Annotated in this window: 28 protein-coding genes; 21 read left to right on the forward strand and 7 right to left on the reverse strand. The window is 65.1% G+C overall.

From position 1 onward, the window contains the following. The first annotated feature begins 151 nt into the window (after positions 1-151). From atzF to ureC, 12 genes are all read left to right on the forward strand, one after another. Entirely contained in the window at positions 152-1,954 is a 1,803-nt protein-coding gene (atzF, locus tag DM872_RS27460) for an allophanate hydrolase (protein WP_179062364.1), read from the forward strand. A 4-nt stretch (positions 1,955-1,958) separates the two neighbouring features. Further along, positions 1,959-2,675: a GntR family transcriptional regulator gene (locus DM872_RS27465; RefSeq protein WP_179062365.1), complete on the forward strand. Its 717-nt coding sequence runs from the start codon at positions 1,959-1,961 to the stop codon at positions 2,673-2,675. A gap of 86 nt (positions 2,676-2,761) precedes the next feature. Beyond that, entirely contained in the window at positions 2,762-4,027 is a 1,266-nt protein-coding gene (gene urtA / locus DM872_RS27470) for an urea ABC transporter substrate-binding protein (protein ID WP_179062366.1), read from the forward strand. A gap of 209 nt (positions 4,028-4,236) precedes the next feature. Beyond that, a complete protein-coding gene (urtB, locus tag DM872_RS27475) occupies positions 4,237-5,805 on the forward strand; it encodes an urea ABC transporter permease subunit UrtB (protein WP_179062367.1) in 1,569 nt (522 codons plus the stop codon). Then, positions 5,805-6,893 (forward strand): urea ABC transporter permease subunit UrtC, encoded by a 1,089-nt coding sequence (gene urtC / locus DM872_RS27480; RefSeq protein WP_179062368.1) that lies wholly within the window; start codon positions 5,805-5,807, stop codon positions 6,891-6,893. The genes urtB and urtC overlap by 1 nt, the downstream gene beginning before the upstream one ends. After that, positions 6,894-7,754: an urea ABC transporter ATP-binding protein UrtD gene (gene urtD / locus DM872_RS27485; RefSeq protein WP_179062369.1), complete on the forward strand. Its 861-nt coding sequence runs from the start codon at positions 6,894-6,896 to the stop codon at positions 7,752-7,754. 101 nt (positions 7,755-7,855) lie between these two features. Then, positions 7,856-8,554 carry an urea ABC transporter ATP-binding subunit UrtE gene (urtE, locus tag DM872_RS27490; protein ID WP_179062370.1) on the forward strand — a complete coding sequence of 233 codons (699 nt, stop codon included), beginning with the start codon at positions 7,856-7,858 and terminating at the stop codon, positions 8,552-8,554. 22 nt (positions 8,555-8,576) lie between these two features. Further along, complete coding sequence (locus tag DM872_RS27495; RefSeq protein ID WP_179062371.1) at positions 8,577-9,416, forward strand: urease accessory protein UreD; 840 nt, start codon at positions 8,577-8,579, stop codon at positions 9,414-9,416. Next, positions 9,416-9,718 carry an urease subunit gamma gene (ureA, locus tag DM872_RS27500; RefSeq protein ID WP_179062372.1) on the forward strand — a complete coding sequence of 101 codons (303 nt, stop codon included), beginning with the start codon at positions 9,416-9,418 and terminating at the stop codon, positions 9,716-9,718. Before DM872_RS27495 ends, ureA begins: the two co-directional genes overlap by 1 nt. An 8-nt stretch (positions 9,719-9,726) precedes the next feature. Further along, on the forward strand, positions 9,727-10,227 hold the full coding sequence (locus tag DM872_RS27505; protein WP_179062373.1) for a GNAT family N-acetyltransferase: 501 nt from the start codon (positions 9,727-9,729) through the stop codon (positions 10,225-10,227). Positions 10,228-10,231: 4 nt separating this feature from the next. After that, positions 10,232-10,537 carry an urease subunit beta gene (locus DM872_RS27510; protein ID WP_179062374.1) on the forward strand — a complete coding sequence of 102 codons (306 nt, stop codon included), beginning with the start codon at positions 10,232-10,234 and terminating at the stop codon, positions 10,535-10,537. Between the two features lie 158 nt (positions 10,538-10,695). Further along, complete coding sequence (gene ureC / locus DM872_RS27515; RefSeq protein ID WP_179062375.1) at positions 10,696-12,396, forward strand: urease subunit alpha; 1,701 nt, start codon at positions 10,696-10,698, stop codon at positions 12,394-12,396. Positions 12,397-12,662: 266 nt separating this feature from the next. Here ureC and DM872_RS27520 read toward each other — a convergent pair whose 3' ends face one another. Then, the gene (locus DM872_RS27520; protein WP_179062376.1) at positions 12,663-13,193 is read right to left on the reverse strand and encodes an REP-associated tyrosine transposase; all 531 of its coding nucleotides are present in this window, start codon (positions 13,191-13,193) and stop codon (positions 12,663-12,665) included. A gap of 315 nt (positions 13,194-13,508) precedes the next feature. Here DM872_RS27520 and DM872_RS27525 point away from each other — a divergent pair, with 315 nt between their 5' ends. Continuing rightward, positions 13,509-13,754, forward strand: coding sequence for a type II toxin-antitoxin system Phd/YefM family antitoxin (locus DM872_RS27525; RefSeq protein WP_179062377.1), 246 nt, complete (start codon positions 13,509-13,511; stop codon positions 13,752-13,754). After that, positions 13,744-14,028, forward strand: a complete 285-nt coding sequence (locus tag DM872_RS27530; protein ID WP_179062378.1) for a type II toxin-antitoxin system RelE family toxin — start codon at positions 13,744-13,746, stop codon at positions 14,026-14,028. Before DM872_RS27525 ends, DM872_RS27530 begins: the two co-directional genes overlap by 11 nt. 18 nt (positions 14,029-14,046) lie before the next feature. Here DM872_RS27530 and DM872_RS27535 read toward each other — a convergent pair whose 3' ends face one another. Continuing rightward, on the reverse strand, positions 14,047-14,313 hold the full coding sequence (locus tag DM872_RS27535) for a DksA/TraR family C4-type zinc finger protein (protein ID WP_179062379.1): 267 nt from the start codon (positions 14,311-14,313) through the stop codon (positions 14,047-14,049). A 97-nt stretch (positions 14,314-14,410) separates the two neighbouring features. Next, positions 14,411-15,277, reverse strand: a complete 867-nt coding sequence (locus tag DM872_RS27540; RefSeq protein ID WP_179062380.1) for an isocitrate lyase/PEP mutase family protein — start codon at positions 15,275-15,277, stop codon at positions 14,411-14,413. Positions 15,278-15,468: 191 nt separating this feature from the next. Between DM872_RS27540 and DM872_RS27545 the strand changes: the two genes are divergently transcribed. From DM872_RS27545 to DM872_RS27555, 3 genes are all read left to right on the forward strand, one after another. Beyond that, positions 15,469-15,912: a YqaA family protein gene (locus DM872_RS27545; protein ID WP_179062381.1), complete on the forward strand. Its 444-nt coding sequence runs from the start codon at positions 15,469-15,471 to the stop codon at positions 15,910-15,912. A 130-nt stretch (positions 15,913-16,042) separates the two neighbouring features. After that, positions 16,043-16,396, forward strand: coding sequence for a DUF6152 family protein (locus DM872_RS27550; RefSeq protein ID WP_179062382.1), 354 nt, complete (start codon positions 16,043-16,045; stop codon positions 16,394-16,396). 4 nt (positions 16,397-16,400) lie between these two features. Next, positions 16,401-16,886 carry a hypothetical protein gene (locus DM872_RS27555; protein ID WP_373273745.1) on the forward strand — a complete coding sequence of 162 codons (486 nt, stop codon included), beginning with the start codon at positions 16,401-16,403 and terminating at the stop codon, positions 16,884-16,886. An 18-nt stretch (positions 16,887-16,904) separates the two neighbouring features. Here DM872_RS27555 and DM872_RS27560 read toward each other — a convergent pair whose 3' ends face one another. After that, complete coding sequence (locus DM872_RS27560) at positions 16,905-17,174, reverse strand: PsiF family protein (RefSeq protein WP_179062383.1); 270 nt, start codon at positions 17,172-17,174, stop codon at positions 16,905-16,907. Between the two features lie 117 nt (positions 17,175-17,291). On the opposite strand from DM872_RS27560, the gene DM872_RS27565 reads away from it, so the two are divergent. The 3 genes from DM872_RS27565 (at position 17,292) to osmE (DM872_RS27575) (ending at position 19,617) form a co-directional block, all read left to right on the forward strand. After that, positions 17,292-18,557 carry an Hsp70 family protein gene (locus tag DM872_RS27565; RefSeq protein ID WP_179062384.1) on the forward strand — a complete coding sequence of 422 codons (1,266 nt, stop codon included), beginning with the start codon at positions 17,292-17,294 and terminating at the stop codon, positions 18,555-18,557. 131 nt (positions 18,558-18,688) lie between these two features. Then, the gene (osmE, locus tag DM872_RS27570; RefSeq protein ID WP_179062385.1) at positions 18,689-19,054 is read left to right on the forward strand and encodes an osmotically-inducible lipoprotein OsmE; all 366 of its coding nucleotides are present in this window, start codon (positions 18,689-18,691) and stop codon (positions 19,052-19,054) included. Between the two features lie 224 nt (positions 19,055-19,278). Beyond that, complete coding sequence (gene osmE, locus DM872_RS27575) at positions 19,279-19,617, forward strand: osmotically-inducible lipoprotein OsmE (RefSeq protein WP_179062562.1); 339 nt, start codon at positions 19,279-19,281, stop codon at positions 19,615-19,617. A gap of 46 nt (positions 19,618-19,663) precedes the next feature. On the opposite strand, the gene DM872_RS27580 is transcribed toward osmE (DM872_RS27575), so the two are convergent. Beyond that, the gene (locus DM872_RS27580; RefSeq protein ID WP_179062386.1) at positions 19,664-21,712 is read right to left on the reverse strand and encodes an AsmA family protein; all 2,049 of its coding nucleotides are present in this window, start codon (positions 21,710-21,712) and stop codon (positions 19,664-19,666) included. Between the two features lie 283 nt (positions 21,713-21,995). Here DM872_RS27580 and DM872_RS27585 point away from each other — a divergent pair, with 283 nt between their 5' ends. Next, entirely contained in the window at positions 21,996-22,325 is a 330-nt protein-coding gene (locus tag DM872_RS27585) for a phage infection protein (protein WP_179062387.1), read from the forward strand. A 245-nt stretch (positions 22,326-22,570) separates the two neighbouring features. On the opposite strand, the gene DM872_RS27590 is transcribed toward DM872_RS27585, so the two are convergent. Together DM872_RS27590 and DM872_RS27595 are read right to left on the reverse strand one after the other, a co-directional pair. After that, the gene (locus DM872_RS27590; RefSeq protein ID WP_179062388.1) at positions 22,571-23,638 is read right to left on the reverse strand and encodes a fatty acid desaturase family protein; all 1,068 of its coding nucleotides are present in this window, start codon (positions 23,636-23,638) and stop codon (positions 22,571-22,573) included. Between the two features lie 8 nt (positions 23,639-23,646). Continuing rightward, positions 23,647-24,750 carry a ferredoxin reductase gene (locus DM872_RS27595; RefSeq protein ID WP_179062389.1) on the reverse strand — a complete coding sequence of 368 codons (1,104 nt, stop codon included), beginning with the start codon at positions 24,748-24,750 and terminating at the stop codon, positions 23,647-23,649. Positions 24,751-24,874 lie beyond the last annotated feature (124 nt).

The following is a 24,874-nucleotide window of genomic DNA, read 5'->3' on the forward strand; positions in this document are numbered from 1 at the left end:
GCGCCTTCGCGCGCCCCAGCGCGGTGCGCAAAATGCCTGGGGCAAGACCCGACTCTTCGCGCCCGCGCCAGCAACCACGCGCCTTTCCGGAACCTGGCACCTGCTTTGCTGTGGAGAATTCCAACTTGGATACAAGATGGAACTCCAGAGCATGTCCGACGCCCCTCTCGCCTTCACCCTCGCCGACTGGCAACAGGCCTACCGCGACCAACTGCAACCCGCCGACCTGCTGCACGCCCTGCTCCAGCGCCTCGACGCGGACGACAATGCCTGGATCAGCCTGGCCAGCGCCGAGCAGCTAGACGTCCAACTCATCGAACTCGCCGCCCTTCTGGCCGCCGCCGAAGGCCAGCGGGAACGCCTACCCCTCTACGGCGTCCCCTTCGCCATCAAGGACAACATCGACGCCGCCGGCTGGACCACCACCGCCGCCTGCCCGGCCTTCGCCTATGACGCTGCCGAGGACGCCACCGTCGTCGCCCGCCTGCGCGCGGCTGGCGCGATCCTGATCGGCAAGACCAACCTCGACCAGTTCGCCACCGGCCTGGTGGGCACGCGCTCCCCCTATGGCGCGGTACCCAACGCCTTCGACCCGAACTACGTCAGCGGCGGCTCCAGCTCCGGCTCCGCCTCGGTGGTCGCCCGTGGCCTGGTGCCCTTCGCCCTCGGCACCGACACCGCCGGCTCGGGCCGGGTACCCGCCGGCTTCAACAACATCGTCGGCCTGAAGCCCACCAAGGGCTGGCTATCCACGACCGGCCTGGTGCCGGCCTGCCGCACCATCGACTGCATCTCGGTGTTTGCCCTGACCGTGGCCGACGCCGAGACCGTGGCGCGTATCGTTGGCGGTTACGACGCCCGCGATCCTTACTCCCGGCGGAATCCCAACAGTGCCCCGGTGGGCATGGCCGCCAAACCGAAACTGGCGGTGCCGGACACGCTGGAGTTCTTCGGCGACGAGCAGACCCGTACCGTCTTCGAAGCCGCGCTGGACAAGCTCCGCGCCCTCGGCGCCGAGATCACCCCGATCGACTTCAGCCCCTTCCGTCAATTGGCCGCACAGCTCTACCAGGGCCCCTGGGTAGCGGAACGCACCGTGGCGGCCGGGGCGATCTTCACCGACCAGCCCGAGGCAATGGACCCTGTGGTGCGCGGCATCCTCGACAACGGCCTGAACTACAGCGCCTGCGACGCCTACCGCGCCGAATACCTGCGCGCCGAACTGGCACGATGCATCAACGACACCCTGGCGCCCTTCGACGCACTGGTGGTGCCCACTTCTCCGACCATCCGCCGCATCGCCGAAATGGCCGAGGAACCGGTGCTGTTCAACGCCCAGTTCGGCACCTACACCAACTTCACCAATTTCGCCGACCTCAGCGCCCTGGCGCTGCCAGCCGGCATGCGCGCCGATGGCCTGCCCGCCGGCATCACCCTGCTCGCCCCGGCCTGGCACGACTCCGCCCTGGCGAGCTTCGGCAAGCGCTGGCAAGCCAGCCTCGACCTGCCCCTTGGCGCCACCAGCCGCGCACTGCCGACCCAGCCCGCCGCCGCGCAGGCACCGGGTTGCGTGCGCGTCGCGGTGGTCGGCGCGCACCTCACCGGCATGCCGCTGAACTTCCAGCTCACCAGCCGCAATGCAGTGCTGGTGGAAGAAACCCGCACCGCCAGCGACTATCGCCTGTTCGCCCTGCCCGGCACAGTGCCGCCCAAGCCGGGACTCGCCCGCAGCCAGGATGGTGCCGAGCTGATCGTCGAACTCTGGGATATCCCGCTGGCGCGCTTCGGCGAGTTCGTCGCCGAAATCCCACCTCCGCTCGGCATCGGCAACCTGCAGCTGGCGGATGGCCGCTGGGTCAAGGGCTTCATCTGCGAGCCCTACGCACTGGAAGGTGCCCGCGACATCACCGCCTTTGGGGGCTGGCGCGCCTTCATCGCCAGCCAGGTGCGCTGACGCCATGGAACTCGCCAACCCGCGCAGCGGGCGCCAAGCGCGCCCTGACAGCCTGGCCGGGCGCATCTACGCCCGGCTCAAGGAAGACATCAGCGAGTTCCGCCTGCTGCCCGGGGACCGCTTCAGCGAAGGCGATATAGCCGAGCGCATGGCCGCCAGCCGTACGCCCGTGCGCCAGGCGCTACACCGCCTGGAGCGCGAGGGTTATCTGGAAGTGCGCTTTCGCAGTGGCTGGCAGGTGAAGGCCTTCGACTTCGATCACTTCGAGGAGCTGTACGAACTGCGCATCGTCCTCGAGATGGAGGCGGTACGTCGTCACTGCACCCGCCCTACCGAGGAGCAGCCCGAAGCACTGCAACGGCTCGGTCGCACCTGGATGGTGCAACCGCGACTGGAAGACGGCTTCGAGGTGTCGCGTCTGGACGAGGATTTCCACTGCCAATTGGTGGAGGCCGCAGGTAATCGCGAGATAGCCCGCATCCACCGCGAAGTCAGCGAAAAGATCCGCATCATCCGGCGCCTGGACTTCACCCAGGCACCTCGCATCGACGCCACCTACGCCGAACACGCGGCGATTCTCCAGGCCATTGCCGCTCGTCGATGCGAAGAGGCACAGCAATTGCTGAGGACCCATATCGAAACCAGCAAGGCCGAAGTACGCAAGATCACCCTGCACATGTTGCACAGCGCTCGGCAAAGACCGCAGCCAGCCCAAGGGTGACGAGGAAGCCCCTTTGAAAACTGCCCGGATAACGAACCCATAAACGCAGTCATTTCAAAAACTTGGATAAGAACGGAGATCGACCCATGCACCGTCGCAGCCTTATCAAGGCGTTCACCCTTTCCGCATCCATCGCCGCCATGGGCATGTCCTGGACTCTCCAGGCGGCCGAGACCATCAAGGTCGGCATCCTGCACTCCCTCTCCGGCACCATGGCGATTTCCGAGACCTCGCTGAAAGACATGGCGCTGATGACCATCGAAGAGATCAACGCCAAGGGCGGCGTGAACGGCAAGCAGCTCGAACCGGTGGTGGTGGACCCGGCGTCCAACTGGCCGCTGTTCGCCGAGAAGGCCCGCCAGCTGCTGACCAAGGACAAGGTGGATGTGGTCTTCGGTTGCTGGACCTCGGTGTCGCGCAAGTCCGTGCTACCGGTCTTCGAGGAGCTGAACGGCCTGCTCTTCTACCCGGTGCAGTACGAGGGTGAAGAACTCTCCCCCAACGTCTTCTACACCGGCGCCGCGCCGAACCAGCAGGCCATTCCGGCCGTCGAGTACCTGATGAGCGAGGATGGCGGCAGCGCCAAACGCTTCTTCCTGCTGGGCACCGATTACGTCTACCCGCGCACCACCAACAAGATCCTGCGCAGCTTCCTGCACAGCAAAGGCATCGCCGACAAGGACATCGAAGAGGTCTACACGCCCTTCGGCCACAGCGACTACCAAACCATCGTCGCCAACATCAAGAAGTTCTCCGCCGGCGGCAAGACCGCGGTGATCTCTACCGTCAACGGCGACTCCAACGTGCCCTTCTACAAGGAACTGGCCAACCAGGGCCTGGAAGCGACCGACGTGCCCGTGGTGGCCTTCTCGGTAGGCGAAGAAGAACTGCGCGGCATCGACACCAAGCCGCTGGTGGGCCACCTGGCCGCCTGGAACTACTTCGAATCCGTGGATAACCCGGTCAACGGCAAGTTCGTCGAGCAGTGGAAGGCCTACGCCAAGGCGAAGAACCTGCCCAACTACCAGACCGCAGTGACCAACGACCCGATGGAAGCCACCTACGTGGGCATCCACATGTGGGCCCAGGCCGTGGAGAAAGCCGGCACCACCGATGTGAACAAGGTCCGCGAAGCCCTGGCCGGCCAGTCCTTCGCCGCGCCGTCCGGCTACACCCTGACCATGGACAAGACCAACCACCACCTGCACAAGCCGGTGATGATCGGCGAGATCCAGGAAGACGGTCAGCTCTCCGTGGTCTGGCAAACCGAAGGCCCGCTGCGCGCCCAGCCGTGGAGCCCCTTCATTCCAGGCAATGACAAGAAGCCGGATTACGCGGTGAAGACGAACTGAGCTGAATGAGGACGTACGGAACCTGCGCTACCCCTGACTCCCCTCACCCCTAGCCCCTCTCCCGGAGGGAGAGGGGAACTGTTCGGAGTCCTCGGGGAAGCACGGTGCCCGGTACGACGTCACCCCTCTCCCCCTGGGAGAGGGGCCGGGGGTGAGGGATGTGTCAGCCGGCACAGTCCTCTCCGCGCGCAATGAACCAGGACCATCCCATGCCTAATGTCCTCTCCCAACTCCTCCTCGCCCTGGCCCTGCTGCTCCCCCTCGAAGCCCTGGCCGGCGACGCCAACGACTTCGCCACCGCCAACCCGGCACAACAGGCAAAGCTGCTGGAGCACTGGGCCACCGAGCCCGACGCCGCGCGCCAGCCGCTGCTGGACGCCCTGCAACAAGGCCGCTTCGCCATCGACAGCAAGCTCGCCTTCATCGAACAGGACGGCACCTTCATCGCCGCCGAAGGTGATGCCGCCCCCGCCGACACACCGAAAAAGCTGCGCCTGAACAACCGCCTGCGCGGCCTCCTGATCACCGCCCAGGCCAGCCACCTGTTGCTCGCCGCCGAACCCGCTGCACGCCTGGAAGCCGCCCGGCAATTGCAGAAGAGCGCCAAGCCTGCGCAGCTAGGCCTGCTCAACCAGCGCATGGTGGCCGAGGAAGATGCCGGCGTGCGCGACACCATCAGCCTCGCCCTGGCCAACCTGCAACTGGTCGACCCCGATCCGGCCATCCGCCTCAATGCGGTGCGCCTGCTTGGCGAGACCGGCGACCCGTTGGCCCGCACCCGCCTCGAATCCCTGCTCGATCCGAGCGTGGAAACCGATGCCGGCGTGCGCACTGCCGCCGAAACCAGCCTGGCCCAGGTCAAGCGCCGGCTGCTGATAGGCGAGTTGTTTGGCCAGGCCTTCAGCGGCCTGTCGCTCGGTTCCATCCTGCTGCTCGCGGCCCTTGGCCTGGCGATCACCTTCGGCCTGCTCGGGGTGATCAACATGGCCCACGGCGAAATGCTGATGCTCGGTGCCTACGCCACCTACATGGTGCAGCTGGGCTTCCAGCGACTGGCGCCGGAGCTGCTCGCGCTGTATCCGCTGGTGGCGCTGCCGGTGGCCTTCTTCGTCACGGCCCTGGTGGGCATGGCGCTGGAGCGCACGGTGATCCGCCACCTCTACGGCCGTCCGCTGGAAACCCTGCTGGCCACCTGGGGCATCAGCCTGATCCTGATCCAGCTGGTGCGGGTAATCTTCGGTGCGCAGAACGTCGAGGTCGCCAACCCCGCCTGGCTCTCCGGGGGGATGCAGGTGCTGCCCAACCTCGTGCTGCCGTACAACCGCATCGTGATCATCGGCTTCGCCCTGTTCGTGGTCGCCTTGACCTGGCTGCTGCTGAACAAGACCCGCCTTGGCCTCAACGTCCGCGCCGTCACCCAGAACCGCAACATGGCCGCCTGCTGCGGCGTGCCCACCGGCCGCGTGGACATGATCGCCTTCGGCCTCGGCTCGGGCATCGCCGGCCTCGGTGGCGTTGCCCTGTCGCAGATCGGCAACGTCGGCCCCGACCTTGGCCAGGGCTACATCATCGACTCCTTCCTGGTGGTGGTGCTGGGCGGCGTCGGCCAGCTCGCCGGCAGCGTCATGGCCGCCTTCGGCCTCGGCGTGGCGAACAAGATCCTCGAACCGCAAATCGGCGCCGTGCTGGGCAAGATCCTCATCCTCGCGCTGATCATTCTCTTCATCCAGAAGCGGCCCCAGGGTCTCTTCGCCCTGAAAGGACGGGTGATCGACTGATGACTCAACCCCTCAACCAGACCCTGCTCGCCCGCGCCACGGCCACCCTCGGCCCACGCACTTCGCTGGCCATCGGCCTCGCCGTACTGGCGGTCCTGCTGGCCCTGCCGCTGCTGCACCTGCTGCCGGCGGACAACCCGCTGCAGGTCTCGGCCTACACCCTGACGCTGGTGGGCAAGATCCTCTGCTACGCCATCGTCGCCCTCGCCCTCGACCTGGTCTGGGGCTATGCGGGGCTGCTGTCCCTCGGACACGGGCTGTTCTTCGCCCTCGGCGGCTACGCCATGGGCATGTACCTGATGCGCGAAGCGGCCGGTGACGGGCTGCCGGCCTTCATGAGCTTCCTCGCCTGGACCGAGCTGCCCTGGTACTGGGCCGGCACCCAGCACTTCCTCTGGGCCCTGTGCCTGGTGGTGCTGGCGCCCGGCCTGCTGGCGCTGGTGTTCGGCTTCTTCGCCTTCCGCTCGCGGATCAAGGGCGTGTACTTCTCGATCATGACCCAGGCGCTGACCTTCGCCGGCATGCTGCTGTTCTTCCGCAATGAAACCGGCTTCGGCGGCAACAACGGCTTCACCGACTTCAAGCGCATCCTCGGTTTCGACATCACCGCACCGGGCACCCGCGCCGTGCTCTTCCTGGCCACGGTGACGCTGCTGGTGGGCAGCCTGCTGCTCGGCTGGCGCCTGGCCCGGAGCAAGTTCGGCCGCGTGCTCACGGCGCTGCGCGATGCCGAGAACCGGCTGATGTTCTGCGGCTACGACCCGCGCGGTTACAAGCTGTTCATCTGGGTGCTGTCGGCGGTGCTCTGCGGCCTGGCCGGTGCGCTCTACGTGCCCCAGGTGGGCATCATCAACCCCAGCGAGATGTCGCCCACCAACTCCATCGAAGCGGCCGTGTGGGTGGCACTCGGCGGTCGCGGTTCACTGATTGGTCCGCTGCTCGGCGCGGGTCTGGTCAACGGCATGAAGAGCTGGTTCACCGTGGCCTTCCCGGAGTACTGGCTGTTCTTCCTCGGCGCCCTGTTCATCCTGGTCACGCTCTATCTGCCCAAGGGCGTGATTGGCCTGGTCAAACGGGGAGAAAAGTAAATGCGCGCAGCCCCGGTACCCGAACTCATGCTCGAACCCGCCTTCGATCCCAACCGCGACGCCGGCAGTGGGCGCGACTCCCTTGGTCTTGGTCGCGTCGCTGGCCAGGGTCTGGACGTGCGCCACGGCACCATCCTCACCCTGGAAGACATCAGCGTCAGCTTCGACGGCTTCAAGGCCCTGCGCGACCTCAACCTCTACATCGGGGTCGGTGAGCTGCGCTGCATCATCGGCCCCAACGGCGCGGGCAAGACCACGCTGATGGACGTGATCACCGGTAAGACCCGCCCCGACACCGGCAAGGCCTGGTTCGGCGAAACCCTCGACCTCACTCGCATGAGCGAAGTGGAAATCGCCCAGGCCGGCATCGGCCGCAAGTTCCAGAAGCCCACCGTGTTCGAGGCGCTTTCAGTGTTCGAGAACCTGGAGCTGGCGCAGAAGACCGACAAATCCGTGTGGGCCAGCCTGCGGGCGAAGCTCAGCGGCGAACAGAAGGACCGCATCGACGAAGTACTCACCGTGATCCGCCTGGAAGCCTCGCGCAATCGCCCGGCGGGTCTGCTCTCCCACGGCCAGAAACAGTTCCTGGAGATCGGCATGCTGCTGATGCAGGACCCGCAACTGCTGCTGCTCGACGAGCCGGTAGCGGGCATGACCGACGCCGAAACCGAATTCACCGCCGAGCTGTTCAAGGGCCTCGCTGGCCAGCATTCGCTGATGGTGGTGGAGCACGACATGGGCTTCGTCGGCAGCATCGCCGACCACGTCACCGTGCTGCACCAGGGCCATGTCCTGGCCGAAGGCTCGCTGGCCGAGGTGCAGGCCAATGAACAGGTGATCGAGGTCTACCTCGGCCGCTGAGGAACGAACCGTAGGGTGGATGACGCTCTTTTCATCCACCACGCAATGCACGGTGGATCGATGAAGCGTGATCCACCCTACGCAAAGACAAGGACATCGACATGCTGACAGTCGACAAGCTCCACCAGTACTACGGCGGCAGCCATATCCTTCGCGGCCTGTCGTTCGACGCGAAGATCGGCGAAGTCACCTGCCTGCTCGGGCGCAACGGCGTGGGCAAGACCACCCTGCTGAAATGCCTGATGGGCCTGATCCCGGCCAAGGAAGGTGCAGTGAACTGGGAGGGCAAACCCATTACCGACTACAAGCCGCACCAGCGGGTACACGCCGGCATCGCCTACGTGCCCCAGGGCCGCGAGATCTTCCCGCGGCTGACAGTGGAAGAGAACCTGCTGATGGGGCTGTCACGCTTCAGCGCGAAAGAGGCCAAGGCCGTGCCAGACTCCATCTACGAACTCTTCCCCGTGCTCCAGGAAATGAAGCACCGCCGTGGTGGCGACCTCTCCGGTGGCCAGCAGCAACAACTCGCCATCGGCCGCGCCCTGGCCAGCCAGCCGCGCCTGCTGATCCTCGACGAGCCCACCGAAGGCATCCAGCCCTCGGTGATCAAGGAGATCGGCGCGGTGATCAGGAAGCTCGCCGAGCGCGGCGACATGGCCATCCTGCTGGTGGAGCAGTTCTACGACTTCGCCGCCGAACTGGCCGACCAGTACCTGGTGATGAGCCGGGGTGAAATCATCCAGCAAGGGCGCGGCGAAAACATGGAAGCCGAGGGCGTGCGCGGCCTGGTGACCATCTGACGAAAGCACGACGACAGCAACCATGAACGCACCTGCCAACCCTGCCCTCTTCACCCCCAGCTGGCACGCCGAGCTGGAGCTGGCCTATGCCCTCGACGGCGCCACTACACGGCCCGTGCAGCGCCGCCACAAGGGGCCGCTGCGGGTGCAGAAACACCTGCACGCCGAGGGCCCGCAGGTGTGCCAGCACATCATCGTCCACCCGCCCGGCGGCATTGCCGGTGGTGATCGTCTCGACCTGACCGCACGCGTTGGCGAAGGCGCCTGGGCGCAGCTCACCAGCCCCGGCGCGGCCAAGTGGTATCGCGCCGCCAGCCCGGCGTTCCAGGAGGTCGAACTCAAGGTCGAAGCCGGCGCCACACTGGAATGGCTGCCGCAGGAAACCATCGTCTACTCTGGTGCGCGCGCCGAGCTGGCCACCCGCATCGAACTGGCCGACGACGCCCGGCTGTTCTACTGGGACATGGTCGCCCTCGGCCGACCCGCTGCCGGCGAACGCTTTACCGAAGGCCACTTCCAGGCCCATCTGGATATCCGCCGCAACGGCACCTTGATCTGGCACGAGCGCCAGCGCGTCGAAGGTGACGACGGCCTCCTCGATTCCCCCATCGGCCTCGCCGGCCAGCCGGTATTCGCGACCCTGATCGTCACTGGCGAGATCGATGCCGACCTGCTCGAACGCTGCCGCGAACGCCCCTGTGCCGGGCGCGGCGACCTGACCCAATTGCCCGGCCTGCTGGTGGCCCGCTGCCTCGCTTCCGAGGCGCTGCACGCCCGCGCCTGGCTGATCGACCTCTGGCGCCTGTTGCGCCCTGCCTTGCTCGGCCGCGAGGCCGTGCCTCCGAGAATCTGGAGTACCTGATGGACCTCACCCCAAGAGAGAAAGACAAGCTGCTGATCTTCACCGCCGGCCTGGTGGCCGAGCGTCGTCTGGCCCGTGGACTGAAGCTCAACTACCCGGAGGCCATGGCGTTCATTTCCGCCGCCCTGCTGGAAGGCGCCCGCGACGGCCAGACCGTGGCCGAGCTGATGCACTTCGGCACCACCCTGCTGGCCCGCGATCAGGTGATGGAAGGTGTGCCGGAGATGATCCCGGAGATCCAGATTGAAGCCACATTCCCCGACGGTACGAAACTGGTGACCGTCCACCAGCCGATTGTTTGAGGCCTGCCATGTCCTACGTCATTCGCGATGCTGCCGAAGCCGAGCTACCCGGCATCCTTGCCATCTACAACGACGCCGTGGAGAACACCACGGCGATCTGGAACGAAACCCTGGTGGACCTGGCCAATCGCCGTGCCTGGCTGGCCGACCGCAACGCCGCTGGCTTCCCGGTGCTGGTGGCGGTGAACCCAGCGGGCGAAGTGCTCGGCTATGCGAGCTACGGCCCCTGGCGCAACTTCGATGGTTTCCGCCAGACCGTGGAGCATTCGATCTACGTACGCAGCGACCAACGCGGCCAGGGCCTGGGCCCGGCGTTGATGCAGGCGCTGGTAGAACGCGCCCGCGCCGCCTCCCTGCACGTGATGGTGGCCGCCATCGAGTCCGGCAACGCCGCCTCCATCCGCCTGCACGAGCGCCTCGGCTTCGTCACCACCGGGCAGATGCCCCAGGTGGGGCGCAAGTTCGACCGCTGGCTCGACCTCACCTTCATGCAACTGATCCTGGAGTGACGCGATGATCCCCGGCGAATACCAGATCCAGGACGGCGAGATCGAACTCAACGTCGGCCGCCGCACCCTGAGCCTCTCCGTGGCCAACACCGGCGACCGCCCGATCCAGGTGGGCTCGCACTACCACTTCTTCGAATCCAACGACGCGCTCGCCTTCGACCGCGCCAGCGCACGCGGCATGCGCCTGAACATTCCGGCAGGCACCGCCGTGCGCTTCGAGCCGGGCCAGAGCCGCGAGGTTGAGCTGGTGGAATTGGCCGGTCTGCGCCGCGTGTATGGCTTCGCCGGCCGGGTGATGGGCGACCTTTAATAACTCCCCCTCTCCCTCTGGGGCGAGAAGGCACGTTTTGGAGGCGCAGCCTTCAGTGCCTACGAGCGACTGAATGCGCAGCATTCAGGCCGGGGCGCAGAGCGGGGGCCGGGGGTGAGGGATGTCCTGCCCCGCACGGACTTAACGGAACGTACGCAATGAAGATCAGCAGACAAGCCTACGCCGACATGTTCGGCCCCACCGTTGGCGACAAGGTGCGCCTGGCCGACACCGACCTGTGGATCGAAGTCGAGAAGGACTTCACCACCTACGGCGAAGAAGTGAAGTTCGGCGGCGGCAAGGTGATCCGCGATGGTATGGGCCAGGGCCAGTTGCTGGCGGTCGACGTGGTCGACACCCTGATCACCAACGCGCTGATCATCGATCATTGGGGCATCGTCAAAGCCGACGTCGGCCTCAAGGATGGCCGCATCAAAGCCATCGGCAAGGCCGGCAATCCGGACATCCAGCCCGACGTCACCATCGCCGTGGGTGCCAGCACCGAGGTGATCGCCGGCGAAGGCATGATCCTCACCGCCGGCGGCATCGACACGCACATCCACTTCATCTGCCCACAGCAAATCGAAGAAGCGCTCATGAGCGGCGTCACCACCATGATCGGCGGCGGCACCGGGCCGGCCACCGGCACCAACGCCACCACCTGCACCTCGGGCCCCTGGCACATGGCGCGCATGCTCCAGGCCGCCGACGCCTTCCCGATGAACATCGGCTTCACCGGCAAGGGCAACGCCAGCCTGCCGGAACCGCTGATCGAGCAGGTGAAAGCCGGCGCCATCGGCCTGAAGCTCCACGAAGACTGGGGCACCACCCCGGCGGCCATCGACAATTGCCTGTCGGTCGCCGACCTGTACGACGTGCAGGTGGCCATCCACACCGACACGCTGAACGAGTCCGGCTTCGTCGAAACCACCCTCGGCGCGTTCAAGGGCCGCACCATCCACACCTATCACACGGAAGGCGCCGGCGGCGGCCACGCTCCCGACATCATCAAGGCCTGCGGCTTCACCAACGTGCTGCCCAGCTCCACCAACCCGACGCGGCCCTTCACCCGCAACACCATCGACGAGCACCTCGACATGCTCATGGTCTGCCACCACCTGGACCCGAGCATCGCCGAGGACGTAGCCTTCGCGGAAAGCCGCATCCGCCGCGAGACCATTGCTGCCGAAGACATCCTCCACGACCTCGGCGCCTTCAGCATGATCAGCTCCGACAGCCAGGCCATGGGCCGCGTAGGCGAAGTGATCACCCGTACTTGGCAGAGCGCCGACAAGATGAAGAAGCAGCGCGGTGCCCTGCCCGAAGACACACCGGGCAACGACAACTTCCGCGCCAAGCGCTACATCGCCAAGTACACCATCAACCCGGCCATCACCCACGGCATCAGCCATGAAGTGGGCTCGGTGGAAGTGGGTAAATGGGCCGACCTGGTGCTCTGGCGCCCGGCCTTCTTCGGCGTGAAGCCGACGCTGATCCTCAAGGGCGGGGCCATCGCCGCCAGCCTGATGGGCGACGCCAACGCCTCCATCCCCACCCCGCAACCCGTACATTACCGCCCGATGTTCGCCAGCTTCGCCGGCAGCCGCCACGCCACCAGCCTCACCTTCATCAGCCAGGCGGCATTCGAGGCAGGCGTGCCGGAGCAATTGGGATTGCAGAAGAAAATCGGCGTAGTGAAGGGCTGCCGTGACGTGCAGAAAAAAGACCTTATCCACAACGGCTACACCCCAACCATCGAGGTCGATCCGCAGAATTACCAGGTGAAAGCCGACGGCCAATTGCTCTGGTGCGAGCCGGCGGAGGTGCTGCCGTTGGCGCAGCGGTATTTCCTGTTCTGACCCCCGCTGTCTGGAAGACCCGCCACGTTGGGCCTCGCATAGCTCGGACCAACCTACGCAAAGCACTCGCCCTACCCCGGTAGGTTGGTCAGAGCGCAGCGAAGCCCAACAAAGCGGATTTCGGGGCCGCCACGTTGGGCCTCGCGTAGCTCGGACCAACCTACGCAAAGCACTTGCCCTACCCAGTAGGTTGGTCAGAGCTCAGCGAAGCCCAACAAAGCGGATTTCGGGGCCGCCACGTTGGGCCTCGCATAGCTCGGACCAACCTACATAAGGCGTTCACCGAAGGTTCCTTCACCCGGGTCGCACGCCCAATCGGCGCTCATCACACCGGCGCGAATGTATTTGTGGATGGACGAATGCGGCCAATCCGCAGCGCGCCGGACGTGTCCATGCTTCACCGGATTGATATGGACGTAATCGACATGCTGGGCGAAATCCCGCTCATCCCGGATCTGATGCTCCCAGAAACGCCTTTGCCATATAGTGCGTTCCCTCCTGTCACGTTTTGACTGGCTCACCCAGTCTTGCTCGGGCAGCAGGCGGGAAAAAGTCCCCTTGATCTGCCGCCAACGCAGCGAAAAGTCCGCATCGCCTTCCGGCAGCACCCAAATCGCATGCAGGTGCTCAGGCAAGACGACCATGGCCGATATCTCAAAGGGATGCCGCTTCTTCACTCGCCGAAAGGCGAAGCGCAGAACATCAACATGCTCCGTCAGCAGCCGCTGCGAGCGATCCGCCAGATTGACCGTGAAAAAGAATGTGCCGCCCGGCACGAAGGCGCGTCGATAGCGCATGGCCCTGCCCTCCCTGGTGTGAACGCCAGGCGGGCAGTCTAGGAAGCATGTGACAAGGAATGCTCTGAGACTCCTGAAGGGAAAGGCACAAAGGGAAGTCCGATCGGGTACAGGGCGGTAGGTTGCGGCTGAGCTAAGCGAAGCCCAACACTCGGTCCCGACAGCCACTCAGTTCGTTGGGCTTCGCTGCGCTCTGCCCAACCTACGGGTTCGAACCCTTTTCTGAGTCGGGATGATTCTTCCTATCGGCAACTCCACCTTGAGTCAAAACCATAAAAAGACCAGAATTTGGCTCCAAATACAGGAGCCAAATTCATGCAAAGCGTACTTGCCAACGTTGCCGTCAGCGTTTCCGAGCTGAAGAAAAATCCCTCGGCCGTAGTGTCCGGCGCCAAGGGTGCGCCTGTGGCTGTTCTTAACCACAACAAGGTCATGGCCTACATGGTTCCAGCTGAAACCTTCGAGGCACTGATGGAGTATCTGGACGATCAGGCACTGGCCGAAATCGTCCGCAGCCGTGCCCACGAGAAGGGAGTGAAAGTCAGTCTCGATGACCTATGAACTGGAGTTCCTGCCCTCGGCGCTGAAGGAATGGCGCAAGCTCGGCGATACCGTCCGGGAGCAATTCAAGAAGAAGCTGAAAGAGCGGCTGCAACGGCCGCGTATCCAGGGCGATGCCCTTCACGGAATGCCCGACTGCTTCAAGATCAAACTTCGCTCCGCCGGTTACCGCCTGGTGTACCGGGTCGAAGACCAACGTATCACCGTGGTGGTGATCGGCGTTGGCAAGCGCGAAGGTGGTGCGGTTTACGACAAAGCCAAAGGCCGCTTGTAAACCTGCAAAGCGCCTGCCTCAACGCAACTGACTATCCTTGCTCCCCCGCCGGTTATACCCGGTAAAGGCGGCGTTTTCCTTGTCGTGCTCGGTCTGGCAGGCGACGCACAGGTGCACGCCGGGGATCGCCTTGCGGCGGGCTTCGGGGATGGGGGCGTCGCACTCTTCGCAGTGCGTCAGGCTTTCGCCCTTCGGCAATTGGCTGCGCGCGCGCTGGACGGCATCTTCGATGGTGCTGTCGATCTGTTCCTGGACGGCGCCATCGCCGGCCCAACCACTGGCCATGCTGACCTCCCGCTTGCTCAAGGCTCAATGGAAGATTTGGGCTTTCTTCCGGCCTTTTGCAAGGGGGGCAGTCGTCAGGCGACAAGTGGAGGTCGCGCTACTCCTTCACGTTCATGAATTCCTCGGCCCAGACGATGTAGTCCTCGGGCAAGGTGTACTTGTGGGTGAGTTCGGTGGCGGTGAGTTCGTTGCCGGTGGCGACCTGGCGCTGCTCGCGCAGGCAGTCGTAGGTTGCCTTGATGGCGGCGAAGTAAGCCGCGTGTCCATTGACCACGATGCGCACGCCAAGGCGGGCGAGGCGTTCGTTGTCGCGCAGTTTGGGGTTGCCGTAGGTGACCAGCATCAGCGGGATGCTCAGGTGTTCGGCGATCTTTTCCAGGTGCTCGAAGTCGGCCACGCCGACCATGCAGATGCCATCGGCACCGGCGGCCTGGTAGGCCTTGGTGCGCTTGATCACTTCTTCGGTGCTGAGCACACCGGCGTGGGTGCGGGCGATGATCGCCAGGTCCGGATCGACGCGCGCCTCCAGGGCCGCGCGGATCTTGCCGACGCCTTCCTCCACCGGGATCAGGTCGGTGGACTTGCGGCCGAACTGGGCCGGCAACAGGGTGTCCTCGATGGTCAGCGCGGCGATGCCGGCACGCTCCAATTCGACCACGGTGCGCATCACGTTGAGGGCGTTGCCGTAGCCGTGGTCGGCGTCAGCGATTACCGGCAGGCGCGAGACGCGGCCAATTCGGGTCGCCTGTTCGACGAACTCGCTGAGGGTGATCAGCGCGAAGTCAGGTGCGGCGAGCACCTGCAGGGACGCGACGGAACCGCCGAGGATGCCGACTTCGAAACCGAGGTCAGCGGCGATGCGAGCCGACATGGGGTCGAACACCGAAGCGGTGTGAAAACAGGAATCCGAGTCCAGCAGCGCACGAAAGGCCGTGCGCAACTCGTGATGAGAAGCTCTACGCATAAAGGCACCAAAGATCAGAGGGGGGTCAGGATGAAGCCGGCTCCGTAACTCTGGAGTCGGCGCCCCCGTTTTTCCATTGTCAGACTGCGCCCATTCTAACGGATCAGTCTTTCAGTTCGCTTAACAGCCACGCGGCTTGTCCGGCACTTCGTCGGCCGCCACACTGACGCCCCCTTTTTCGAGACGCTGCCGTGCTGGCACTCACCGCCTACCTGGGCCTGTTCCTCTCTGCCTTCGGCGCCGCGACCCTGCTACCCCTGCAGTCGGAAGCCGTGCTGGTCGGGCTGCTGCTGGGCAAGGCCCATTCGGCCTGGGCGCTGGTGACGGTGGCGACCTTCGGCAATGTGCTGGGCTCGCTGGTGAACTGGTGGTTGGGGCGCTACCTGGAGCACTTCCGCGAACGTCGCTGGTTCCCGGTGAAACCGGCGCAGATGGAGCGGGCGCAGGCCTTTTACCACCGCTACGGCCGCTGGTCGCTGCTGCTGGCCTGGGTACCGGTGATCGGCGATCCGCTGACCCTGGTGGCCGGGGTGATGCGCGAATCCTTCTGGGTATTCCTGGCCCTGGTGACCCTGGCCAAGGCGGGACGGTACCTGGCGTTGGCGGCGCTGACCCTGGGCTGGAGCACCCTGTAGGAGCGAGCTCTGCTCGCGAAGCGGTTCGCGGTCCTACCAAGCGCTGCCATTGTGTTTCGGGATACTGCCCCGGCGACGTTGCGTCGCTGGAGCGCCTACGCTTTCCGGGTCGCTGCCTGGAGGCCAACCCATGAGAAAGCTCGCCCTGCTGATCGCCTTCTTCGCCCTGGTACTCGGCGCCACCGCTGCGTTCGCCCACCACGGCTGGAGTTCCTATGACGCGGACAAGACCCTGACCATCGAGACACCGGTCAAGACGCTTTCCTATCGCAATCCCCACGCTCACATCACCGTCGACTACGAAGGCCGTGAATGGCACGTGGTGCTGGCCCCCCTCAGCCGCATGGAGTCGCGTGGGCTGCCGGAAAAGGACCTGGCACCGGGCAAGACGGTGACGGTGGTCGGCTACCCGCGCAAGGACGGCACGGCGGAGATCCGCGCGGAGCGGGTGATCGTCGACGGACGCACCGTGGAGCTGCGCTGAGCCGGTGATAGAACTCGTCCTGCCCTGGGCGGAACAGCTGGAGGCGTCGCCCTTCGGCGCGCTGATGCGCGAGTCCACGCTGTTCTACCCGGCGGCCAACCTGCTGCACCTGCTCGGCCTGGTGATGCTGCTGGGCTCAATGCTGCTGCTCGACCTGCGCCTGCTCGGGTTCGCCCGCGAAGTGCCGCTGCTGGAAGCCTCCCGCCGCCTGACGCCGATCGGCATCGCCGGGCTGTTGCTCCTGCTGCTTACCGGCTTCTGCCTGTTCGCGGCCGACGCGGGGCCGTTGACGAAGAACTGGTTGCTGCAACTCAAGCTGCTGCTGGTTACCGTAGGTGCCGCCAACGCGTTGCTGTTCCGTGCCCTGTGGAACGCTCGGCTGGTGGATTGGGACCAGCGGCCACCCGCCAGCGGGCGGCTGCAGGTGGCGCTGTCGATCCTGATCTGGTGCGGGGTGATGTCGGCCGGCCGATTGCTCGCGTACGTCTAGCACTGTCGCGCGCCGGCGCTAGTCCTTCTTAAGGCACTGGCTCATGAAGGCCTTGCGCTCATCGCCTTTCAGGGCCTTTTCCGAAGCCCCCTTGTTGCAGGCCGTCATGCGCTCCTGCTGGGTCATGCTCAAGCATTTGCTCATGAAGGCTTTGCGTTCGTCGCCCTTGAGGGCCTTGGCCGTGGCGTCGGCGTTGCAGGTCTTCATTTTTTCCTGCTGGGTGGCGGCGAAGCCCTGGCCGGCGGCCAGCAAGGCGATGAACATCACGGGCAGGCATAGTTTCTTCATGGAAGGGTCTCCCTGTTTATCCACAAGGGCAGTCTAGCCAGCGCGACGAACTGTGCCGGACAACCCGAGTCCGCTCGCGTAAACTGCGCGGCCGTTTTTTTCCGGAACACCCGCGACATGAGCAACGTCCTCTCCGCCCAGGCCCTGGGCATCGACTTCGGAACCTCCAACTCCACCGTCGGCTGGTGGCGCCCGGACGTGGAGCCGCTGATCGCCCTGGAGGACGACAAGTTCACCCTGCCTTCGGTGGTCTTCTTCAACACCGAGGAACGTCGCCCGGCCTATGGCCGCCAGGCACTGCACGAGTACCTGGAAGGCTACGAAGGCCGCTTGATGCGCTCGCTGAAGAGCCTGTTGGGCTCGCCCCTGCTCAAGAGCGAAACCACGGTGCTCGGCAGCGCCCTGCCCTTCAAGGACCTCCTCGGCCTGTTCATTGGCCAGCTCAAGCAGCGCGCCGAAGCCTTCGCCGGCCGTGAGTTCGAGCAGGTGGTGCTGGGTCGCCCGGTGTTCTTCGTGGATGACGATCCGGAAGCGGACCAGGAAGCCCAGAACACCCTGGTCGCCGTGGCGCAGAAACTCGGCTTCAAGGACGTGTCCTTCCAGTTCGAACCCATCGCCGCCGCATTCGACTACGAGCGCGACATCGAGCGCGAGGAACTGGTACTGATCGTCGACATCGGCGGCGGTACCTCGGACTTCTCGCTGGTACGCCTGTCGCCCGAACGCCGTGAAGTGGCCGAGCGCCAGGACGACATCCTCGCCACCGGCGGCGTGCACATCGGCGGGACCGACTTCGACAAGCAGCTCAGCCTGCAAGGCGTGATGCCGCTGTTCGGCTATGGCAGCCGGATGAAGAGCGATGCGCTGATGCCCACCAGCTACCACCTGAACCTGGCCACCTGGCACACGATCAACGCCGTGTACGCGCAGAAGTCGCAACTGGCGCTGAAGAACATGCGCTATGACATCGTCGACGCCACCGGCATCGACCGCCTGTTCAGCCTGATCGAGCAGCGCGCCGGCCACTGGCTGGCCATGCAGGTGGAAGACAGCAAGATCGAGCTGACCGAGGCCGAAAGCCGCCGCATCGACCTGGCACGCATCGAGCCGGGCCTCGATGTGCAACTGAGCCGCGCGCTGTTCGAGAGCGCCATCGACGACCTGCTGGTGCGCATCCGTGCCAGCGTCGATGGCCTGCTTGCCCAGGCCGGCGTGCGAGCCGACCAGGTGGACACCCTGTTCTTCACCGGCGGCTCCAGCGGCATTCCGGCACTGCGCCAGAGCGTGGCGGCGATGCTGCCCAATGCCCGCCAGGTAGAAGGCAACCTGTTCGGCAGCATCGGCAGCGGCCTGGCCATCGAAGCGAAGAAACGCTACGGCTGACCGCTCATCTGCCACCGGCCCGGCATCCCTTGCCGGGCCGCACGATCCGCCCGACGCAGGTAGATTCTCAATGGCCTGCTAGGCTCAATCCCACCGCGGGACGAGCCCGCGCCAGATAGGGAAGTTCTGCCATGAGCAAGCAAGCATTGCTGCTGGCCTGCGCCCTGGCCTCGATGGTCGGCTGCGCCAGCAAGATGGAAAACCCCACCGACTACTACACCTACCGCGACCAGCCGCTGGTCAAGCAGGTCGAGGAAGGCATGACCGAGTCGCAGGTGCGCACCATCGGCGGTCCACCATCGTCCTCTGTGCGTCGCAAGGTCCATGCCGGCCTCTGCAACGATTACATCCTCAACCAGGACGGCCACCAACAGGCCTACCATGTCAGCTTCGACGGCAGCGGCCGGGTCGAGGAAAAGGGCTTCATGACCTGCCAGCAACGCGAGCAGGCCGAGCGCGAGAAAGCCGAGAAACAAGCCAGCGACGGCGGCTATTGATCAGCCTTATCGCTGCCGAACGGCGGCATCCGGCAGTTCGCCATCACCCAAGCTGAAAGCCTCGCCTGGCGCGGCTTTCAGCTCCTCCCCCAGGCATTTCGCCAGCTGCTGGCGGAATGCCGTCCATCGCCTGAACCGTCTCGCGGCGAACTCGGGCGAACTCTCCCCAGTCTTCGATGTTCCAAGCGCAGTGTTTCAACAGCGTTAACCCATGAGGACCCATGATGTACAAGCAAGCGCTTGTCATGGCTTGTGCCCTGGCATCGATGGCGGGCTGCGCCAGCAAGATCGAAAACCCGACGGACTATCTCACCTTCCGCAACCAGCCCCTGGTAGAGGATGTCGAACCCGGAATGAGCCGACAGCAGGTGCTGATCATCGGCGGGCGCCCCTCTTCCGTCGTCCAGCGCAGCGTGCACCCCGGTTCCTGCAACAACTACATCCTCAACGAAGAGGGCCACCAGCAGCCCTACCACATCAGCTTCGACAGCAGCGGCCGCGTGCGCCACAAGGGCTTCATGACCTGCGGTCAGCGCGAGCAGGCGGAGCGCGATCAGCTTTGAGTCCGGTCCGGTAGACGCACCAGCAAGACCCTGGCAAGGCACCCGCCTAAGGTTTGTGCATCTGCTGTAACAGGGGCTGGCAGGCATTGCCCTCCTCGCCTCCGGCAGCCGGCGCCACCAGCGCCAGCAATGCAGCCGCCGGGGCCACCGCCCCCCCCAGTGCCAGCATCCCCGCTCCGCGCACCACCAACGGCACCGTCTGCACCCCGGCCTGGGGATTCTTGAAGGTGCCGCGCACATAGAGCGGCGAGCGCAGCGAGAACACCCGCATCCCCTTGGAATCCGGATTGACGCTGAGGTCCAGCCGCTCAGTGCGGAAGTTGGCATTGCCGTCGATCCGCACCAGCGCATTCTCGGTATCGAAGACGAACAGGCGCGGGGTCATCAGGCCATCCTTCAGCCCCAGATCCGCCGCCGCACAGTTGATCTTCACTTCCTCGTCGCCGAACAGCCGCCCCACCAGGTAATTGCCCACGTTGAGCCCGGCGATCTCCATCAGGTTGCGACTGATGGTGCCGTCGTTGACCAGCATTTGAACGTCGCCATTGGCCGTGCCCAGCAGCGCCGCCACCGAATTGCCGGTGCCGGAGAGCTCCGCCGTGCCGTTCAGCTCGCCCAGGCTGTTGCGCATGGCCTGGACATTGGGGAACAGCTCCTTGAGCTTGAAATGGCGCGCCTTGATCTGGGCCTTTCCACTCAGCGGCGTCCGCCTCCCATCGAGGCGGAGGGTGGTGTCCAGGTCGCCGCCGGCGACACCGAAGCGCAGGGGCGCGAGGCTGAGCAGACCGTCATCCAGCAGCACATGGGTGGAGAGGTCGGTAAAGGGCAGCTTCTCGCTGTGCTGGATGCGCTTGCCGGTGAAGCTGACGTCGGCATCCATCGCCCGCCAGCGTTCGGTGCGGAACTCCTCAACCGGCAGCACCTTGTCCGGCGGCTGCCGGGTGGCGACACCACGCGCCTGCTGCTCCGCCCGCGAATCGACACCGATCAGTGGACCGAGATCGGCGAAGCGCAATTGCTCTGATGTCAGGGTGCCCGAGAGCTTGGGTCGCGGTTGGCTGGCAACGTAAGTGAGATCGCCATGGATATCGCTGGCGCCGATACGACCGTTGAACCCCTGGTAGTGGAACCTTGCCCCGCCGGGCTCCTGCAGTTGCGCAACCAGCCGGCCATCCGTGGAGTAGGCCGGGGTTTCCGGCAGCGTGACGCCCGTCAGTGGATAGAGCTGGGCCAGGCTCTTGCCGGAGAGCTGCAGCCTCAGATCGAGGGCGCCCAGTTCGCGCGGATCGGTCAGGGTTCCCAGCAAGACGATGCGGGTGTCGCCAGCCTTGATTTCAGCCTGCAGCGGGAAGGGCAGGTCGGCATTCTGCAGCGCCAACAGGCCGCCCACCTTGCCTTTGCCATCCAGCGGCTGGCCCTTGTAGCTGCCTTTCGCCTTCCAGCCGAAGGTGTAGTCCTGGGCGGTCGCCGTCGCAGGCCTCGCTCCCTTCGCGGGCAGCAGTTCGCTGAAGGGAATGGGCTTGCCCAGTGGATCGACGAGGATGTCGAGCCGGGTGCCGGTTTGCGCGTCCTCCACCTTCACCTGGCCCTTGTCGAAGCCAATGGTGCCGATGTCCAGACTCCAGTTGGAGGGTTGCTGCTGATCGTCCTGCGGCTTTTCCGGCAGCTCGAAGGTCCAGTTGTTGCGACCATCCGCCAGGCGCCGGACGCTGGCTTGCGGGCTGCCCAGGTCGATGCGCGGAATGCTCAGCTGCTGCCAGAGCAACGGCAACGGCGCGACACGAAACTCCACCCGTTCCAGGCTGACGAAATCGCCGCCCTTGGCCCACTCGGGATTCCCCAGACGCAGCTTCTCGGCCACGAAATGCGGCCACGGCACCAAGGCGCGCCAGCCCCCCTCGCCTTCTTCGCGCTGCCAGATGACGCTGAGACTCCCCTCGATGGCGAACTCGCGTCCCAGCTCGGCGGATACCCGCTGGTTGAGGGCCGGCTTGATGCGGTTCCAATCGAAGGTGGCGACCAGCACCAACAAGGCCACCAGCATCAGCGCCAATGCCAGGACCGTCCTGGCCAGGATGCGAAGACCTCGCGTCATGTACTTCTCCCCTTTGCTCACGCAACCCTTTGGCAGGTGACGTGATGTCCATGCCCTTATCGACCCGTGAATGGGCCGGGATGCTCCATCGAAACGCAGCACTTCGACCACCGGCAATCCCGCCAATCTGCCGGCGGGTGATGCAAGGCATTGATTATAAAAGGCGCCGCAAACATTAACGGCGTTGATGTTCTCTATCTGGAGTGATCACTTTTTAATCGCCCCCCGATCCGTAAGATTGGCTCCGTACCCAGTTTCCAGCCCTTTCGAGGAGCCCACGATCATGAAAACCCAAGCCTTCGCCGCCCTGTTCATCGCCGCCCTCAGCACCAGCGCTTTCGCCCTGCCGTCGGATTACCAGCCGGTACTGGGTGAGTCGAAGGAAGGCTCCAGCATCCAGGTCGTCGAACCGGTTGCTGCGGAAGGCAGCTTCATGGTCCTGGATCGCGTGGCCGAAGGTGGTTCTGATCGCACCGGGGCTAACCGCATCGCTGAAAGTGGCTCTGACCGCACCCACGGCTTCCAGGTCGCTGAAGGCGGTGCCGACCGCAGCAATGCCCTGCGTGTTGCCGAAGGTGGTTCCGACCGCACTGGCGCCAACCGTATCGCCTGATCGCACACTGCAAAACCTCAAAGCCCGGCAAATGCCGGGCTTTGTGTTTTCTGTAGGGGCGAATTCATTCGCCAAGCGGACCGCAGGTTCGCCCCTTGGAACGGCCCAGCGAGCCTAACCCCCTCACCCCCAGCCCCTCTCCCGGTGGGAGAGGGGAGCAGGCCGTGCCTAGGTCGATCCGGACACCTCCCTGTGGGAGCGAATTCATTCGCCAAGGGCCGCAACGCGGCCCCTCAAGAGCACATTCATTCGCGCGCCAGCCGATACTTCCAGACGCGCCTGACCACGCTGCCGAACTGCACCGACAACCGCCCGCTGTTGTAAACCTGCCCATAACGCTCGGCGATCTCCCGCACCGCCACGGCCATCTCGGCGTAGCGCCGTGCCGGCAAGTCAGGGAACAGGTGGTGTTCGATCTGGTGGCTGAGGTTGCCGGTGAGGATGTGGAACAGCGAACCACCCTCCAGATTGCTGGAGCCGCGCAGCTGGCGCAGGTACCAGTGACTTCGGCTTTCCCCTTCCAGCACGCTGGGTGGGAAGACCGCCGCGCGCTCCGTGAAGTGGCCACAGAAGATCACGGTGAAGGTCCACAGGTTGCGGATCAGGTTGGCCAGCAGGTTCCCCACCAGCACGGCCGTCACGCTCCCTCCCACCAGCAACGCCAGCAAGGGGAACAGCAGGTAATCCTTCATCGATTGGCGCAGTACCTTGGCGTTGAACTGGCGCAGTCGCGGGCGCAGTTCATCGAGGCTCATCCGGCCCTTGAAGTACTGGTCGAGGCGCAGGTGCTGCACGGCCACCGAGTACTGGAACAGCACTGCCTGCAGCGTCACCCACAACGGCTGCCAGCGGTAGAAGGGCTTCCAGCGCTGCTCAGGAAACAACCGCACCACGCCGTAGCCCACGTCATCATCCATGCCGAGCACATTGGTATAGCTGTGGTGGATGTGGTTGTGGGTATGCCGCCAGAAGTCCGAAGGCCCGGCGATGTCCCACTCATAGCGGGTGCCACGCAGCTCGGGGTCATTCATCCAGTCGTACTGGCCATGCATGACGTTGTGGCCCAGCTCCATGTTCTCGAGGATCTTGCCCAGCCCGAGCAGGGCTACGCCCAGCAGCCAGGTGGGCGGGAGCCAGCCGAGCAGCAGAAGCGCGCGGCCGCTCCAGCAGCAGACGCGCACGGCTGTGCGGATACGGCGGATATAGCGGGCATCACGTTCGCCCAGATCATCCAGAGTGCGCTGGCGCAGGGCATCCAGCTCGGCGCCGAAGGCATCGAGTTCGGCAAGGGTGAGTTCGCGGTCGAATCGCATCGCAAGTCCTAGAGTTCCAGTTCCACATCGCCCACCGGCGCGCTGACGCAGAGGCGAATCGGCAGCCCCGGCCCGTGGGTCATGGCACCAGTGCGCAGGTCACGCACGCTGCCGGCCAGGAGTTGGCACGTGCAGCCGGTGCAGATGCCCTGGCGGCAACCATGGAGCGGACGCAGGCCATGGGCTTCGGCCTGCTCCAGCAGGTTGGCGGCGCTGTTGCCGGGCAACTCTCGATGGGAGCGGGCGAAACGCAGGCGAACCGCTGTGCCGCTTCCGTTGATCTGCGGGGGTGGTGTGAAGGTCTCCAGTTGCAGGCTGCCGTCGCGTGGCGATGCCTGCCACCAGTCGCGCACCCCCTCCACGAAGCCATGAGGCCCGCAAGCCAGCAAGCTGTGCGCGGGCGTCCCGGCCACATGATCCGCCTGGAAGCGCCCCGCCAGCTCATCCGCCAAGGGCGCTTCGCCGCTGATGGCCCAGCGCGCCTGCAGATTGGGATGGCGTCGCATCAATGCTTGCAGCTCTTCGCTGAAGGCGCGCTGGTCGCGCTGACGCACGTAGTGCAGCAGTGTGACCGGGGCGCTGAAGCCGCGTGCCAGCGCCTGGCGCAGCAGACCGAGCAACGGGGTGATACCCGAGCCGGCGGCCAGCAGAAGCACCGATGCCGCGTCAGTCGGCCAAACCAGTTCGCCCTGAGCCGGGTCCAGCTCCAGCACGCTGCCCACCTCCAAGCGGTCCAGCAACCAGGGAGACAGGCGTCCGTCCGGCTGGCGCTTCACCGCCACCTCGATGCGTCCGTCGGCCTCCGCTGCCAGCAGGCTGTAGCTACGTCCATGCCGCACGCCAGCCAGTTCCTGGTAGAGCCGCACGTGCTGACCGGGCCGCCAGCCACGCGCATTGCCATTGGTACGCAGACCGAGGGCGAGCATGTCATCGGCCACCCAGCGACGGGATTCGACCCGGGCGAATACCCGGTTCAGGCGCAGGACCGGATGAACGCGGCGCAGCAAGCAGTCCAGCTCGGGCTCCCGCAGCCAGCCGCCAGCGACCAGCGCACGCAAGGGCCCGAGGGCGGGGCCAAGATGGCGCGCCAGGGAAAGGGACAAGAGGGGCATGGAAAGACTCTAGTGAACAGTTGTGCACTAGGCTGCACGAATCGGCGAATTACAGTCAACACTTGTTCACTGAAGCCGGTTCGACGCCCGCAAAGCCCTTTTGCTAGAGTGCGCCGCACATTCG

The organism is Pseudomonas taiwanensis (assembly GCF_013393345.1).
Classification (GTDB): Bacteria; Pseudomonadota; Gammaproteobacteria; order Pseudomonadales; family Pseudomonadaceae; genus Metapseudomonas; species Metapseudomonas resinovorans_C.

Bases quoted from the DNA above. Each gene is read 5' to 3' on its own strand.
- osmE (WP_179062385.1), top strand. From the start codon at position 18,689: ATGAGCAAGCAAGCATTGCTGCTGGCCTGCGCCCTGGCCTCGATGGTC.
- urtD (WP_179062369.1), top strand. From the start codon at position 6,894: ATGCGCGCAGCCCCGGTACCCGAACTCATGCTCGAACCCGCCTTCGAT.
- ureC (WP_179062375.1), top strand. From the start codon at position 10,696: ATGAAGATCAGCAGACAAGCCTACGCCGACATGTTCGGCCCCACCGTT.
- DM872_RS27520 (WP_179062376.1), bottom strand. From the start codon at position 13,193: ATGCGCTATCGACGCGCCTTCGTGCCGGGCGGCACATTCTTTTTCACG.
- atzF (WP_179062364.1), top strand. From the start codon at position 152: ATGTCCGACGCCCCTCTCGCCTTCACCCTCGCCGACTGGCAACAGGCC.
- urtB (WP_179062367.1), top strand. From the start codon at position 4,237: ATGCCTAATGTCCTCTCCCAACTCCTCCTCGCCCTGGCCCTGCTGCTC.
- osmE (WP_179062562.1), top strand. From the start codon at position 19,279: ATGTACAAGCAAGCGCTTGTCATGGCTTGTGCCCTGGCATCGATGGCG.
- ureA (WP_179062372.1), top strand. From the start codon at position 9,416: ATGGACCTCACCCCAAGAGAGAAAGACAAGCTGCTGATCTTCACCGCC.
- urtA (WP_179062366.1), top strand. From the start codon at position 2,762: ATGCACCGTCGCAGCCTTATCAAGGCGTTCACCCTTTCCGCATCCATC.
- DM872_RS27580 (WP_179062386.1), bottom strand. From the start codon at position 21,712: ATGACGCGAGGTCTTCGCATCCTGGCCAGGACGGTCCTGGCATTGGCG.
- DM872_RS27560 (WP_179062383.1), bottom strand. From the start codon at position 17,174: ATGAAGAAACTATGCCTGCCCGTGATGTTCATCGCCTTGCTGGCCGCC.
- DM872_RS27465 (WP_179062365.1), top strand. From the start codon at position 1,959: ATGGAACTCGCCAACCCGCGCAGCGGGCGCCAAGCGCGCCCTGACAGC.
- urtC (WP_179062368.1), top strand. From the start codon at position 5,805: ATGACTCAACCCCTCAACCAGACCCTGCTCGCCCGCGCCACGGCCACC.
- DM872_RS27565 (WP_179062384.1), top strand. From the start codon at position 17,292: ATGAGCAACGTCCTCTCCGCCCAGGCCCTGGGCATCGACTTCGGAACC.
- DM872_RS27495 (WP_179062371.1), top strand. From the start codon at position 8,577: ATGAACGCACCTGCCAACCCTGCCCTCTTCACCCCCAGCTGGCACGCC.
- DM872_RS27550 (WP_179062382.1), top strand. From the start codon at position 16,043: ATGAGAAAGCTCGCCCTGCTGATCGCCTTCTTCGCCCTGGTACTCGGC.
- DM872_RS27530 (WP_179062378.1), top strand. From the start codon at position 13,744: ATGACCTATGAACTGGAGTTCCTGCCCTCGGCGCTGAAGGAATGGCGC.
- DM872_RS27535 (WP_179062379.1), bottom strand. From the start codon at position 14,313: ATGGCCAGTGGTTGGGCCGGCGATGGCGCCGTCCAGGAACAGATCGAC.
- DM872_RS27595 (WP_179062389.1), bottom strand. From the start codon at position 24,750: ATGCCCCTCTTGTCCCTTTCCCTGGCGCGCCATCTTGGCCCCGCCCTC.
- DM872_RS27510 (WP_179062374.1), top strand. From the start codon at position 10,232: ATGATCCCCGGCGAATACCAGATCCAGGACGGCGAGATCGAACTCAAC.
- DM872_RS27590 (WP_179062388.1), bottom strand. From the start codon at position 23,638: ATGCGATTCGACCGCGAACTCACCCTTGCCGAACTCGATGCCTTCGGC.
- DM872_RS27540 (WP_179062380.1), bottom strand. From the start codon at position 15,277: ATGCGTAGAGCTTCTCATCACGAGTTGCGCACGGCCTTTCGTGCGCTG.
- DM872_RS27525 (WP_179062377.1), top strand. From the start codon at position 13,509: ATGCAAAGCGTACTTGCCAACGTTGCCGTCAGCGTTTCCGAGCTGAAG.
- urtE (WP_179062370.1), top strand. From the start codon at position 7,856: ATGCTGACAGTCGACAAGCTCCACCAGTACTACGGCGGCAGCCATATC.
- DM872_RS27505 (WP_179062373.1), top strand. From the start codon at position 9,727: ATGTCCTACGTCATTCGCGATGCTGCCGAAGCCGAGCTACCCGGCATC.
- DM872_RS27585 (WP_179062387.1), top strand. From the start codon at position 21,996: ATGAAAACCCAAGCCTTCGCCGCCCTGTTCATCGCCGCCCTCAGCACC.